The organism is Plantactinospora sp. WMMB334 (genome assembly GCF_049179095.1).
GTDB lineage: Bacteria > Actinomycetota > Actinomycetes > Mycobacteriales > Micromonosporaceae > Plantactinospora.
The window spans coordinates 4,916,372-4,929,748 of the sequence record NZ_JBMHME010000002.1 but is presented as its reverse complement, the minus strand read 5'-3'; the positions used below and the strand labels follow the sequence as shown (position 1 = coordinate 4,929,748).

Annotated in this window: 14 protein-coding genes; 4 read left to right on the top strand and 10 right to left on the bottom strand. The window is 70.5% G+C overall.

What is annotated here, in order from left to right; all coding sequences use genetic code 11:
- Positions 1 to 267 precede the first annotated feature (267 nt).
- The 8 genes from ACN27G_RS20985 to ACN27G_RS20950 all read right to left on the bottom strand — a co-directional run bounded on the left by ACN27G_RS20985 (position 268) and on the right by ACN27G_RS20950 (position 6,817).
- Complete coding sequence (locus ACN27G_RS20985) at positions 268 to 738, bottom strand: NUDIX domain-containing protein (RefSeq protein ID WP_421494477.1); 471 nt, start codon at positions 736 to 738, stop codon at positions 268 to 270.
- 136 nt (positions 739 to 874) lie between these two features.
- Positions 875 to 1,156, bottom strand: a complete 282-nt coding sequence (locus tag ACN27G_RS20980) for a VOC family protein (protein WP_421494476.1) — start codon at positions 1,154 to 1,156, stop codon at positions 875 to 877.
- On the bottom strand, positions 1,153 to 1,497 hold the full coding sequence (gene cutA, locus ACN27G_RS20975; RefSeq protein ID WP_421494475.1) for a divalent-cation tolerance protein CutA: 345 nt from the start codon (positions 1,495 to 1,497) through the stop codon (positions 1,153 to 1,155). The genes ACN27G_RS20980 and cutA overlap by 4 nt, the downstream gene beginning before the upstream one ends.
- Positions 1,498 to 1,712: 215 nt before the next feature.
- Positions 1,713 to 2,462, bottom strand: a complete 750-nt coding sequence (locus ACN27G_RS20970; RefSeq protein ID WP_421494474.1) for a PP2C family protein-serine/threonine phosphatase — start codon at positions 2,460 to 2,462, stop codon at positions 1,713 to 1,715.
- Positions 2,459 to 3,268: a GntR family transcriptional regulator gene (locus ACN27G_RS20965; protein ID WP_421494473.1), complete on the bottom strand. Its 810-nt coding sequence runs from the start codon at positions 3,266 to 3,268 to the stop codon at positions 2,459 to 2,461. The genes ACN27G_RS20970 and ACN27G_RS20965 overlap by 4 nt, the downstream gene beginning before the upstream one ends.
- Positions 3,269 to 4,437: 1,169 nt before the next feature.
- Positions 4,438 to 5,241: an aminoglycoside phosphotransferase family protein gene (locus ACN27G_RS20960; protein ID WP_421494472.1), complete on the bottom strand. Its 804-nt coding sequence runs from the start codon at positions 5,239 to 5,241 to the stop codon at positions 4,438 to 4,440.
- 432 nt (positions 5,242 to 5,673) lie between these two features.
- A complete protein-coding gene (locus ACN27G_RS20955) occupies positions 5,674 to 6,177 on the bottom strand; it encodes an NUDIX hydrolase (protein ID WP_421494471.1) in 504 nt (167 codons plus the stop codon).
- Between the two features lie 91 nt (positions 6,178 to 6,268).
- Entirely contained in the window at positions 6,269 to 6,817 is a 549-nt protein-coding gene (locus tag ACN27G_RS20950; RefSeq protein ID WP_421494470.1) for a hypothetical protein, read from the bottom strand.
- 309 nt (positions 6,818 to 7,126) lie between these two features.
- Between ACN27G_RS20950 and ACN27G_RS20945 the strand changes: the two genes are divergently transcribed.
- The 3 genes from ACN27G_RS20945 (at position 7,127) to npdG (ending at position 8,947) form a co-directional block, all read left to right on the top strand.
- A complete protein-coding gene (locus tag ACN27G_RS20945) occupies positions 7,127 to 7,330 on the top strand; it encodes a hypothetical protein (RefSeq protein WP_421494469.1) in 204 nt (67 codons plus the stop codon).
- An 85-nt stretch (positions 7,331 to 7,415) separates the two neighbouring features.
- Positions 7,416 to 8,096, top strand: a complete 681-nt coding sequence (locus ACN27G_RS20940; RefSeq protein WP_421494468.1) for a histone H1 — start codon at positions 7,416 to 7,418, stop codon at positions 8,094 to 8,096.
- A gap of 152 nt (positions 8,097 to 8,248) precedes the next feature.
- Positions 8,249 to 8,947: an NADPH-dependent F420 reductase gene (gene npdG, locus ACN27G_RS20935; RefSeq protein WP_421494467.1), complete on the top strand. Its 699-nt coding sequence runs from the start codon at positions 8,249 to 8,251 to the stop codon at positions 8,945 to 8,947.
- Positions 8,948 to 9,004: 57 nt separating this feature from the next.
- On the opposite strand, the gene panB is transcribed toward npdG, so the two are convergent.
- Complete coding sequence (gene panB, locus ACN27G_RS20930) at positions 9,005 to 9,847, bottom strand: 3-methyl-2-oxobutanoate hydroxymethyltransferase (protein WP_421497408.1); 843 nt, start codon at positions 9,845 to 9,847, stop codon at positions 9,005 to 9,007.
- Positions 9,848 to 9,999: 152 nt separating this feature from the next.
- Positions 10,000 to 11,784 (bottom strand): NAD+ synthase, encoded by a 1,785-nt coding sequence (locus ACN27G_RS20925; protein ID WP_421494466.1) that lies wholly within the window; start codon positions 11,782 to 11,784, stop codon positions 10,000 to 10,002.
- A 237-nt stretch (positions 11,785 to 12,021) separates the two neighbouring features.
- Here ACN27G_RS20925 and glnA point away from each other — a divergent pair, with 237 nt between their 5' ends.
- Entirely contained in the window at positions 12,022 to 13,374 is a 1,353-nt protein-coding gene (gene glnA / locus ACN27G_RS20920) for a type I glutamate--ammonia ligase (RefSeq protein ID WP_421494465.1), read from the top strand.
- Positions 13,375 to 13,377: the final 3 nt, after the last annotated feature.

Sequence of the window (13,377 nt, the reverse complement as noted above, 5' to 3'; positions counted from 1 at the left end):
CTCGGGTTGCGGCCCGTGACGGCCCGTTCGCGGAGCGGTGGGCGACGCGCAGGCGGGGGTCGGGGCACGTCCAGGCGACGGCGGATCTGGTGGCCGGCTCGGTGACTCGGTGGCAAGCCAGTCCGGGTATGGACGGCGCGGCAGCCGGAAGCCTCGACCACGACGGCAGCCAGCCCCGTCGGCCTCCGTTCGGGCTGTAGGAGCACGTCACAGCCTCAGGGCGCGAGTGGCAGCGAGCCGGGGCGGCTCGTCACCGGGCGGCCACCGCTACCGTCCGTCGCCCAGCTCACGAACGAGATGGAGTAGGACGGGCTCGTACATTCCAGGCAACAGCTCTTCGGCTTCCTGAAGGCTGACCCATCGAACCTCGGCCAACTCGTCTTTGTCACCCACGTACAGGTCCGTTTTGTTCACCGGCGTGCAGGCGAGATAGATCATTGTCCGACCGGTCTTGGGGTGCACCCGCCGCCCGATCTCCCGTTCGGCAGTTCGAACGAGTAAACCGGTTTCCTCCTTGACTTCACGGATTACCGCGTGGGCGGCAGACTCGCCCGGATCGATCTCGCCTGAAATGAACGTCCATGGTGGCTTGCCGTCGTTGCGTCTTCCGACAAGTACTCCCTGGCTACTGGTGACGATCGCAGCGACCACAGGTTGACGCTCGGGCTTCGTAGCTTGCTCCGCCATGTGGTCGTCCTCCTCCGGGATGATGCCGAGCTGACGCCGCAGTTGCTTCATGTTCCAGCGGGCTCCGCGCCGCCGTCGCGAGCGGGTGCGTCAGCTTGGTTCCGGGCCGGCGGCCCACGTTCTGCTTTTGATCCACATCCTGGCTGGTCAAGTCGGCCAGCTCGTAGCCGCGCCCCTGTTGGTGGTCTCACCTGGTGGCGCCCAGGGCTTCGAGGCGTTGAACCTCGGCTTCGACATCATCGGTTTCGAGATCGAGGTGCATTCGCTCCTTGCCGCGCTTGTCATCCGCGGTCCGTTGCAGGAGTACGCGAACGTCGGAGTCTGGCAGTCGTAGCCGGCGGTAGACGTGCCGGCTTCCCTCGGAGATTTTTTCCTCGGTGGCGCCGAGTGCGGCGGACCAGAAGTGTGCGGCCTGGTCAAGATGGTCACAGTCGATGACGACGTGACACAGGCGGCTGCGGTGGTTCATCCCGTGGTTCCGTGAGCCTCGGCGGTGGAGTCGAGAACCCACCGCAGGTACGCCGGGTTTCCCGCGATCACGGGAAGCGCGATGACGCACGGTACGTCGTACGGGTGTTCCGCGTCGGCCAGTGCGGCGATCTGTGGCACGAGGCTCGTCCGGGTGTGCAGCGCAACGCGGGCTTCCGGCTCGTCCTCGACGGCGCCTTCCCATCGGTAGATCGAGCGGATCCGGCTGATGTTCTGGCCGCACGCCGCCAGGCGTGCGGCCACGAGTCGCCTGGTGAAGGTGGCCAGCCACTCGGCGTCGGCCGCCGTGACGATGACCTCGCAGATGTCCTCGGTGCTCATGTCGCTGGTGACTCCTTCCCCTTCTGTCCCTCGACCAGGGGCGATGGTTCCTCTTCGGTCCTGGCCACCGCGCCCAGCCGGTGGTGATCGGCCCGTCGTAGCGCCGTAGTTCGGCGACCTTCTTCATGTAGCTCGCCTTTGTGCAGCTTGCGGTTTGCCCGACCCACGTCGCAGGTGGGCCGGTCGTGACACCGCTGCGGCGGGCGGGTTACCTGCTACCCGTTGGCGTAGGGCTGGAGATGCGGGTTGTGAACATCGACAATGATCGCTGTTATGTTGTCATGTCCGCCATGGTCGAGGGCCAGTGTGACGAGTTGATCGGCCGTGCTCCGAGGATTCCGGCCGGACCCCAGGGTGTTGTGGATCAGTTCCTCCGGTACGTACGAACTCAGGCCATCCGAACAGAGCAGAATCCGGTCGCCCGGTTGGAGTGGCAGAACGCTGAGATCCGGGGATCGGCCGTCGTGCCGGCCATCCAGGAAGCGGGCCAGCATCCCCGACAGGTGTGGTACCGCACCGGAGCCGGCCACCAGGTGTTGATAGGTGTGGTCCTCGCTCACTTGCCTGAAGGTGCTCTCGCCCGAACCGCGGTTACGCATCAGGTAGGCACGGGAGTCACCGATGTTCGCCAGCGCTGCGTCCGTGCGGGACCACAGCAGGGCAACGAGCGTGGTTCCCATGCCGGTCAGCTCGGGTCGCTCCCGGATTCTTCGTCGCAACGTCTCGTTGACCTCGCTGACAGCCCTGCCCAGGGTTTCCGCAAGATCCTCGGTTCCGACGGCGCGGTCGTGCGCTCGCAGCGCATCGATTGCTGCGGAGCTGGCGACATCTCCGGCAACGTGACCGCCGAGCCCGTCGGCCACCGCGAACAGATGACGGCCCTGGAGGTAGCAGTCTTCGTTGCGCCTGCGGACGTAGCCGACGTGCGTGCGACTCGCGGCTTCGAGCCTGAACGGCGACGTCATCGGTCACCTGTCGGCGTCGAACCGTCGGGCCAGGGCTCTCGGGCGTTCTCGTCGCGGTGCAGGACGTGGACGGTTTCGACGCGATCACTCGCCACCACGTACTCGGTGACTTCGACAGGTTGGTGGTCCGCACCCGATCGACCCACGCGCACGATCTCCAGCACGGGCAGGTTGGTGGGAATCTCCAGGAGGCTGGCTTCCTCCCTGCTGGGCATCCGCGCTCGATGGATCTCCATCCAACTGAGCGGCCAGTGACCGGCCCTCTCGATCTGGTACAACCACTCGCCGGCTGCGGGATTCGCGTCGACGTCCGCGACGATCTCGGCGACGCGCGGGTGGATCCATGAGATGTTGATCTGAAAGGGTGCTTCCGAGGCTGGCCCGGTCACCCGGAACCGGCGCAGCACCTCGGTCCCAGGCTCGACGCCGAGCAGCTTGGCGATGCGGGGGTCCTCCAGCCGCGCTGCTGCGTTGATCACCGGTCCGTGTCGGACCCATACCTCCTGGCTGCTCGCAGAGGGAAACGAGTAACCCGTGACCTGCTCGTTGCGCTTGACGAGGTCGCCTCTTGGTCGACGGGGGCGCATCGTGCCGTAGCGGACGGAGATTCCTCGGCCCTGGACCGCCCACAGGTAGCCTTCGGCCTCCAGGGCGGCGACAGCCCGGCCGATGGTGTCGCGGTTGGCGGCGTACTCCGCAGCGAAATCGTCCAGCCGTGGCAGCCGGCTGCCAGGTGCCCACTCGCCGGCCTCGATCCGCTCGCGGATCTTGGCTGCGATGTCCAGGTAACGCGAGTGAACGGGCACGTGGTACCTCTGCTTCCTAGATTATCTTGGGATAATCCTTGACGCGACGACTGGATTGTCCCCAGACAATCGACAAGTCATTGTCCCAAGACAAGCTGAAGTCGAAGGGTCGCTGGGGTTGCTGACCCGCCGAGGCGCTCGAAGGTACGTCAGGCAGGTGTAGAGCTGGCCATTGACGACGCCCGCGAACGTCACCAGCTGACTCGTCGGGCCGTCGTTCGGGCCGGCAACCGGTGCCACGTCCCCCAGGCTGGGCACCCGGGTCTTCGTCTCATCCCATAGGGAGGTCGTGATGGTTCCTGTCCGTACGCTCGTGCGAGACATCTTCTGGTGGCCCTGGTGACCGGGGCGTCGCGGCGGCCGTCCGAGGTAGCGCATCCACCGTGGTGTCTGCCGCAGCGATGCGAGCTAATGCTGCCTGGCGCGCAGGTGGGACGGACGCTTCCTCGTCACAAGGGGTCGCTCCGGACGATCGGGGACCGGCGGGACGGCGGCATGGTTGTCACGTACCTGTTCGCCGGGCGGGCGGGTCCGCCGATGCTTGGGATTCATTCTGCTGCTCGGTTCCTCGGATCCGGCGGGGCCGTCCTTCGGTTGGTTGACGTGTGTCGGCTTGCCCGGCACCTGGACGGTCTCCTGACCGAGGCGGGATTCACACGACCGCAGCGAGGTAGCGATGATCGGACGTGATCGGGCCGGTGGTGGGCGGCCGCCAGTCCCAGTCGTTCAGCCGGATCAGTGCCCGGTGTGGTGTCACGGCTGCTGGCCGACGACTCCGCGGCACCATAGCCGATCGGCAGTCATTGGTCGGGAAGGCAGCGGTTGGCTCAACGTCCAACTGATCGCCGACCGTGGGAGCGCGCACGCGCCGCTACTGCGGCTCGACGCGACGCGTGACGGTGCCACCACCGCCGTGTTGCTTACCTTTGCACAGTTGGCGCGAGTCCTTGGAGAGATCATCCACCTCCCGCATCCGGTCGGCGCCTGGCAACTTCAACAGGACCCGCTGTTGCGCGACGAGTAGGGCACCTACCAGTGAGGACTCACCGCCCTGATCGGACTCGTGGCTGGAGGCGGCGGCCCGCTGATCTGCGGTACCGCCGTCCGGGCCCGTGCGCCCACCCGGAGGCCGCCGGCAGGTGGAACCCCGCCGACGGCCTCCGGGTTGCTCAGCCGCCGGAAACGGCGCGGTCGAGCAGGGTACGGTGCCGGATCATCCAGCCGGCGGCCCGGGCGCGCCAGGCGAGGGCCCAGAGCGGCGCCGGGTCGGTCGACTCCGGCGTGATCCGGGCCCGGGTCGCCTCGGCGGCGCAGTCCCGGATCGCAAACTCGACCATCCGGTCGACCAGGCCGGCCCGATCCGCCGCCGGCAGCTCGTAGCCGTCCAGGAAGAGCCGTAGCTGCCGGGCGCGGCTCGCCGGGTCCGGCAGGTCGTTGCGGACGGCGACGTCGTCGTCGTGCAACTGGGCGTGCCACCAGGCGGCGCCGACCACCTCGTCGAGCCGGTCGACCGGCCCGGCCAGGGTCCAGTCGACGAACGCCACCGGTCGGCCGGCCCGGGCGACGGTGTGCCACGGTCCGGCGTCGCCGTGCCCGAACACCGAGTCGGGTCCCTCCCGGCGCATCCACCACGGCTGCCACACCGCGTCCGGCGGAGGCCGGAAGCTGGCGGTCGCGGTGTGCAGGTCGCGCAGCAGCCTGCCGACCTGCCAGACCCCCTCGTCCGTCCAGGCCCGGGGGTGGATGATCTCGCCCTCGACGTACGTCAGCATCTCGTTGCCGGCGCCGTCGATGCCGGTGCCGACCACCCACGGCGAGCCGGGAAAACCGACCTCTTCCAGGTGGTGCAGCAGGGCGTGCACCGTATTGGTCCAGGGCCGTGCGGGGCGCCGCACGATCTGGCCGGTACGGATGACAGCACTTGGTCCGCCCTCGGCCGCCGTCAACGGCTCGAAGGATGTAGCGGAGTCCACGGATTCTCCTCGATGTCAGCGCGTGAAGCAGTGCCGCATATGCGGTGAGACAGGAGCACCGGATCACCGGTGCCAGCGGCTGGCGGCGCGGAGAGATTCCGCGTACGCAGCCGGCGGACCGCTACGACGCGCGAGGAGTGGGCGACTCAGCCGGGCCGGAGGCCGGCCGGTGCCGCGGGAGCGAGTGCCCGGAGGTCAGCTCGTGGTGCGGTCGCGCGTCGTGGCGGCGGGGACCACTGCACCGAAGACCGTGCCTGCCATGTCATCGACCTCCTGGAAGAGTCGGGCGTCGCGAGGCTACGACACCGCCCTCAAACCCCGCCACCGAATTTCACCGGCCCGCCGGCCCGCTGCTCCGCCGCACCGCCACGGGACGGGCTCCCCGGCGGCCGGAGACCACGATCCGCAGTGGAGCGGACGGAGGGGCGAGAATCACTCCGGGGTGTCCCGGGAGAGGTCGGAGGAGTCCGGTGCGTACCAGGCACCGACCGTCGCCGGGGCGAGCGCGTGCGCGATCGTCGTCCGGGCGTGCGCGTCGAGCGGTGGAAGCTCGTCCTGGGCGAACCAGCCGACGGCGACCGACTCGTCGTCGTTGACCCGGGCGACGCCCTCGATCAGCCGGCAGCGGAAACCGATGTTGAGGAACTGGCACCGGTCCCCGTTGGGGTAGGTGTGCGGATGGGCCAGCACGCTCGACACCCGTTCCGGCGCCACGCGTACGCCGGTCTCCTCGAAGACCTCCCGGACCAGCGCCTCGGCGGGCTGCTCGTCGGGCTCGACGAAGCCGCTGATCACCGACCACCGGCCGTCGTCGGCGCGCTTGCCGAGGAGCAGCTCCCCGGCCTCGTTGCACACCACCGCGCTCACGCTGGGCAGCCAGAGCAGGTCATGCCCGACGAACGTGCGGATCCGCTTGACGTATTCCGGAACGGCCATAGCGAGGACCCTAACCACCGCTTGGCGGGCCGCCCCGGCCCGGTCGTCGCTTCGACGGTCGGCGGCGCCGCGTTCCGCTGACCTGCTCCGCTCAGCGACCCGGCTCGGCAGGCGGCTGCTCGGGCACGTCGACCGGGGAGGTGCCGGGTGCCGGTGCCGGGTCGCCCTCCGGCGGGGCCGGCACCGCCGTCGGGGTCGTGCCGGGGAGCAGGGTGTCGGGGCAGGGCAGCTCGATCCGGGAGAAGTCGGCCCGCTCCTGGTCGACCACCTGCCGGAAGCAGACGCGTACCTCGACCTGCCTCCGTCCGGCCATCGCGGCCCGGGACATCGTCACGTGCACCCGGAACACCAGCCGCACGCCGGGGGAGTGCCGCCGGTCGGTGCCGTCGACCCGCAGCACCTCGACCCGGTCGCTCCGCGCGGCGGTCTCCCGGAGTTCGGCAGCGCTGTCGCCGGCGCCGTACACCAGCGCGTCACCGATCGCGGCGGCCTGGCGTACCGCTTCCTGCCGGGCCCGTTCCTCGATCGAGGGCTCGGTCACCATACTCATAATGGTGTGCCCGGCGCTGCCGACGAGCAGCAGCAGAATGGCCAGCGCGACGATTGACAGGACCCGGCCGAGCCGTCCCGTCGCACCCACCTGCCGCAGGCTACCCACACGGCGAATTGTGCTCCATTCCCCGCCGCGAAGTGGCAGGTCAGGGCAATGAGGTGGGGGACTGGCGTGTTGCCGGGGGAAATTTTTCCGCCGGCCGTCGCGGCCGGTCGGGGCCGCTTCCGCCGGCCGCTGACAGCGATGAATCCCTTGCCGCAGAATGCTTTTACCTCGTACGGCGATACTTTACCGATTACCCGGTGACGGTTATCGGATCGGCTCTACTGTGGAAGACCCTCCGTCATTTTGCGCGAAACGGTAGCGCCTGGTCGGTTTCCCATGCACAGTTACCCCATGAGCGACAGCGGGAGTGGTGTGCAGTACTTCTGGTGCATCCGTCATCACCGGGTCGAGACCGGTGCCGACGTCTGCCCCGCGAGGTACGTGCTCGGTCCGTACGCCTCGGCCGCCGACGCGGAAGGGGCGCTGCAGCGGGTGCAGCAGCGCAACGAAGCGTGGGAAGCCGAGGACGCCCGCTGGGCCGGGGAGGAGAGCTAGGCCGGCGCGGCAACAGCCCGCGTCGAAACTCCGTGGTGCTCCGCGAGGAGACCCCCGAGAGCATGTCCCGCAAGGAGGAACACAGATGGCCGAAGCAACCAGGGCCACCCGCACGGTAGCGAGAAGCGCTGCCGGCAAGAAGACTGCGGCGCGCAGCCGGACCGTGGGTGCCAGCAAGGGCACCCCGGCCCGTAAGGCCGCGAGCAGGTCGGTGGCGAAGCAGGCACCGGCGAAGAAGGCCCCGGCCAAGCGCGCGACGGCTGCCAAGAAGGCCCCGGCGAAGAAGGCCCCGGCCAGGAAGGCGACCGCGAAGAAGGCGCCGGCGAAGCGGACCACGGCGAAGCGGACCACCGCGACGGCCGGCCGGAAGACCACCACCGCGGCGCGGAAGACGACCGCGGCGGCGAAGCGGACCACGTCGGCGGCGGCGAAGAAGGTCACCGGCCGTAAGGCGCCGACGAAGAAGGCGACCGCCAAGAAGGCGCCGACGAAGAAGGCGACCGCGAAGAAGGCACCGGCGAAGCGCACGACGGCGAAGAAGGCGCCGGCGAAGCGGGCGACCGTCAAGCGGACCCCGGCGAAGCGGACCACGGCGAAGAAGGCGCCGGCGAAGCGGACGACCGCGGTGACGAAACGGACTCCGGGGGTGGCGAAGAAGGTCACCGGCCGGAAGGCACCCGGCAAGCAGGCCGCGGCGCGCAAGACGCCGGCCAAGGCACCGGCGCGGAAGGCCACCAGGGCGACCGCGCGGAAGACGATGAGTTGAGTTCCCACCGGAACTGATCGGTCGAGGTCCCACCGGAACGCCCCGGAGCGGGGGCGTTCCGGTGCGGTGACGGTCACGGGTACGCCCACCGCGTCCCGGACCGACCCGGCCCGCGACCGCCGGTGCCCGCCACCGTCTGCGAGGATTCCGGCATGGGATACGACGCGAGCGGGCTGCCGGACATCACCGGACTCACCGTCGGCATCATCGGCGGCACCGGAGACCAGGGACGGGGCCTGGCCTACCGGTTCGCCCGGGCCGGGCAGCCGGTGCTGATCGGCTCCCGGTCGGCGGACCGGGCCGCGCAGGCGGCGGAGGAGCTCCGCGCCCTGCCGGGGATGCCGGCCGGGGTGACCGTCTCCGGCGGCGACAACGTCGAGGTGGCCGGCCGGTCCGACGTCGTCGTCATCGCGGTCCCCTGGGACGGGCACCGGGACACCGTCGCCGCGCTGCGCGAGCCGCTGGCCGGCAAGGTGGTCGTCGACTGCGTCAACCCGCTCGGCTTCGACAGGCAGGGGCCGTACCCGCTGCGGGTCGAGGAGGGCAGCGCCGTGCAGCAGGCGGCGGCGCTGCTGCCGGAGTCCCGGGTCTGCGCCGCCTTCAACCACGTCAGCGCGCCGCTGCTGGCCGACCCGGAGGTCGACCGCATCGAGCTGGACGTCCTGATCTGCACCGAGGACCGCGACCTCGTCGGGCTGGTCGCCGCGCTCGCCGCGCGGATCCCCGGCATGCGCGGCATCTACGCCGGCCGGCTGCGCAACGCGCACCAGATCGAGGCGTTCACCGCCAACCTGATCGCGATCAACAAGCGCTACAAGGCGCACGCCGGGGTCCGCGTCACCGACCTCTGATGCCCCGCCCGCCCCGGGAACACCACCCGGGGCGGGCGCGCCCGTCCTGCCGGCGGCTCAGAAGGTGTGTTCGGCGGTGGGGAACTCGCCGTCCCGGACCTCGGCGGCGAACCGCCGGGTCGCGTCGCCGAGCGTGCCGGCGAGGTCGGCGTAGCGCTTCACGAACCGCGGCATCCGGCCGGACCGCAGCCCGGCCATGTCCTGCCAGACCAGCACCTGGGCGTCGGTGTCCGGCCCGGCCCCGATCCCGATGGTGGGTATCGGCAGCTCGTGCGTGATCCGCTTGGCCACCTCGCCCGGCACCATCTCCAGGACGACCGAGAACGCCCCGGCCTCGGCGACCGCCAGGGCGTCCGCGACCACCTCGTCGGCGTCGTCGCCCCGCCCCTGCACCCGGTAGCCGCCGATGGCGTGCTCGCGCTGCGGGGTGAACCCCACGTGCGCCATCACCGGGATGCCGGCCGCGGTGATCGCCCGGATCTGCTCCGCCACCTGCCGGCCGCCCTCCAGCTTCACCGCGTGGCAGCCGCCCTCCTTCATGAACCGCACGGCGGTGCGCAGCGCCTGCGCCGGCCCCTCCTCGTAGGAGCCGAACGGCAGGTCACCGACGACCAGCGGATAGCTGGTGGCGCGTACCACGGCGCGGACCAGCGGGAGGAGGTCGTCGACGGTGACCGGCACCGTCGTCTCGTAGCCGAAGACGTTGTTCGCGGCCGAGTCGCCGACCAGCAGCACCGGGATACCGGCCTGGTCGAAGATCGCCGCGGTGTACTGGTCGTACGAGGTGAGCATCGGCCACCGCTCGCCGCGTTCCTTGGCGGCGACCAGGTCGCGGGCGCGTACCCGCCGGGTCGCCGGACCGCCGTAGAGCGTCGCCACCTCGCTCGGGGCGGGCGCCATCTGCTGCTCGGACATCGCTGTCTCCCTTCGCCTCGAGGCCGCGTCCGCGGTCCCCGGGTCACTGCCGATCGTCCCACCGTCCCCGGCGGTGGTGGCAGGGAAGAGTGCAGGTTGTCACACCCGCGCCGCTGGTTCCGGGCCGGCCGGACCGGTCAGCCCCGCTCGCGCCAGCGGTTGGTGATCGGCAGCCGGCGGTCCCGGCCGAACGCCTTGATCGAGATTTTCGGGCCGGGGGCCGACTGCCGCCGCTTGTATTCGGCGACGTCCACCATCCGGAGCACCCGGTCCACCACCGCCGGGTCGTGCCCGGCGGCGACCAGGTCGTCCCGGCCCTGGTCGCCGTCGACGTAGCCGACCAGGATCGCGTCGAGCACGGCGTAGTCCGGCAGGGTGTCACTGTCGAGCTGGCCGGGGCTCAGCTCCGCGCTCGGCGGCTTGCGGATCGAGTTCTCCGGGATCGGCGGGGTCTCGCCCCGCCGGACCGCCTCGGCGTTGCGCCAGGTCGCCAGCTTCCAGACCAGGCTCTTCCAGACGTCCTTGAGCGGGTTGAAGCCGCCGACCGAGTCGCCGTAGAGCGTGGAGTAGCCGACCGCCAGTTCACTCTTGTTGCCGGTGGTGAGGACGAGGTGCCCGTCCTGGTTCGACAGCGCCATCAGCAGCACGCCGCGGACCCGGGCCTGGAGGTTCTCCACCGACATCCCGGAGAGCGACAGGTTGGCCAGGAAGCTGTCGACCATCGGCTGGATCGGCTCGACCCGGTAGTCCAGGCCGGTCCGCTTGGCCAGGTCGGCGGCGTCGTCGCGGGAGTGCTCCGAGGAGTGCTGGCTCGGCATCGAGACCCCGGTCACCCGCTCCGGGCCGAGCGCGTCGACCGCGATCGCGGCGACCAGCGACGAGTCGATGCCGCCGGAGAGGCCGAGCACCACCGACCGGAAGCCGTTCTTTCCCACGTAGTCGCGCAGCCCCAGCACCAGCGCCTGCCACACCTCGCCCTCGTCGACGACCGGCTCGGTGACGCCGCCGGTGGCCCGGGGCCCGGTCGGGGCGGGGACGGCGTCGCTGACCCGGACCCGGGTGACGGCCATCTCCTCCGGCCTGCCGGCCGCCTCCGGCCGGGCGTCTTCGGTGCCGGTCGGCGCGTCCGCGGGACCGGCGGGCAGGTCGAGGTCGTGCAGCAGCAGGTGCTCGACGAACTGCGGGGCGCGGGCCAGCAGGGTGCCGTCGGGCGCCACGATCATCGAGTCGCCGTCGAAGACCAGCTCGTCCTGGCCGCCGACCGTGTTGACGTACGCCACCGTCGCCTCCGCCTCGGCGGCCCGGCGGCGGACCAGCGGCAGGCGTACGTCGTCCTTGTTCAGCTCGTACGGCGAGCCGTTGATGTTGACGACCAGCCCGACCCCGGCGCGGCGGGCGACCGTGAACGGGCCGCCGGCCTGCCACAGGTCCTCGCAGACGGTCAGCGCGACGTCGACCCCGCCGATCCGGACCACCGTCAGGGTGTCGCCCGGCACGAAGTAGCGGTCCTCGTCGAACACCCCGTAGTTCGGCAGGTGGTGCTTGAAGTAGCGGGCGACCACCCGCCCGCCGTGCAGCACGGCGAGCGCGTTGCGCGGGCCCCGGGTCGGCGTCGACTCGGCGTTGGCGCTGGCCGGGCCGTCGGCGTCGAGATAGCCGACCAGCACCGGCAGCCCGCCCAACCCGTCCGCGGCGAGGTCGGCGGCGAGCCGGTCGAGCCCGGCCCGGGAGGCGGCGACGAACGAGTCCCGGAAGACCAGGTCCTCGACCGGATATCCGGTCAGCACCATCTCGGGGAAGGCCACCAGGTGCGCGCCGGCCCCGGCCGCCTCCCGGGACCGCTCCCGGATCAGCGCCGCGTTGCCGGCTATGTCGCCGACGGTGGGGTTGACCTGGGCCAGGGCGATGCGCAAGCTCGGCATGTCTCCATCTTGCCGCAGCCGCTCCCGTCCGGCCCGTCGCGCGGTGCAGCGCCGTGCGGCGAAGTCGGTATCCGGGCTATCTTGGGGACGAACGCCCACAACCGCGCAGGCCGTGCTGCCCCGCCCATCGGGTCCGGACCAGTTCCCGTAACGTCTGTGTAACGGGTTCGGTGAAGACTGGACCGCTAAGCCGTGCGCCGGCTGGGCCGGTCCGAGAAGAGTGTGCGAGGGGTTGAGGTGGACCGTCAGCAGGAGTTCGTGCTCCGCACGCTGGAAGAGCGTGACATCCGTTTCGTCCGGCTGTGGTTCACCGATGTGCTCGGCACGCTGAAGAGCGTCTCGGTGGCCCCCGCGGAGCTGGAGGCCGCCTTCGACGAGGGCATCGGCTTCGACGGCTCCGCCATCGAGGGTTTCGCCCGGGTCTTCGAGTCGGACATGGTGGCCATGCCCGACCCGACGACCTTCCAGGTCTTCCCCTTCGAGGGCGGGGTCAGCGGCGAGAGTGCCCGGATGTTCTGCGACATCCTGCTCCCGGACGGCAGCCCCTCCTGGGCCGACCCCCGGCACGTGCTGCGCCGGGCGCTCTCCCGGGCCGCGGAAAAGGGCTTCACCTTCTACACCCACCCGGAGATCGAGTTCTTCCTGCTGGAGAACGGCCCCAACGACGGCTCGGTGCCGGTCCCGGTCGACATGGGCGGCTACTTCGAGCACACCACCCACGCGGTGGCCCGGGACTTCCGTCGCCAGGCGGTGCTGGCGCTGGAGCGGATCGGCATCTCGGTGGAGTTCAGCCACCACGAGGTCGCCCCCGGCCAGCAGGAGATCGACCTCCGCTACGCCGACGCGCTCACCACCGCCGACAACATCATGACGTTCCGGCACATGGTCAAGGAGGTCGCGCTCTCCACGGGGGTGCGGGCCACCTTCATGCCGAAGCCCTTCACCGACCAGCCGGGCAGCGGCATGCACACCCACCTCTCCCTCTTCGAGGGCGAGCGCAACGCCTTCCACGACGCCAGCGACCCGATGAAGCTCTCCAAGGTCGGCCGCGCCTTCATCGCCGGGCTCCTCACCCACGCCCGGGAATACACCGCGGTCACCAACCAGTGGGTCAACTCCTACAAGCGGCTCTTCCCGCAGGCGCTGCCGGACCGGATCACCGAGTCCCCGGCGTACGTCTGCTGGGGTCACCTGAACCGCTCGGCGCTGGTCCGGGTGCCGGCGTACGGGAAGCCGAACTCGGCCCGGGTCGAGGTCCGCTCCCCGGACGCCGCCACCAACCCCTACCTGGCGTTCGCGGTGCTGCTCGGCGCCGGGCTCAAGGGCATCGAGGAGGGCTACGAGCTGCCGCCGGGCGCCGAGGACGACGTCTGGTCGCTCTCCAACGCCGAGCGCAAGGCCATGGGCTACGAGTCCCTTCCGGAGAACCTCGCCGAGGCGATCGACGTGATGGCCGGCTCGGAGCTGGTCGCCGAGGTGCTCGGCGAGCACGTCTTCGACTTCTTCCTGCGCAACAAGCGCGCCGAGTGGGAGCAGTACCGCCGCGAGGTCACCCCCTACGAGCGCCAGCGTTACCTGGGCCTGCTCTGAGCC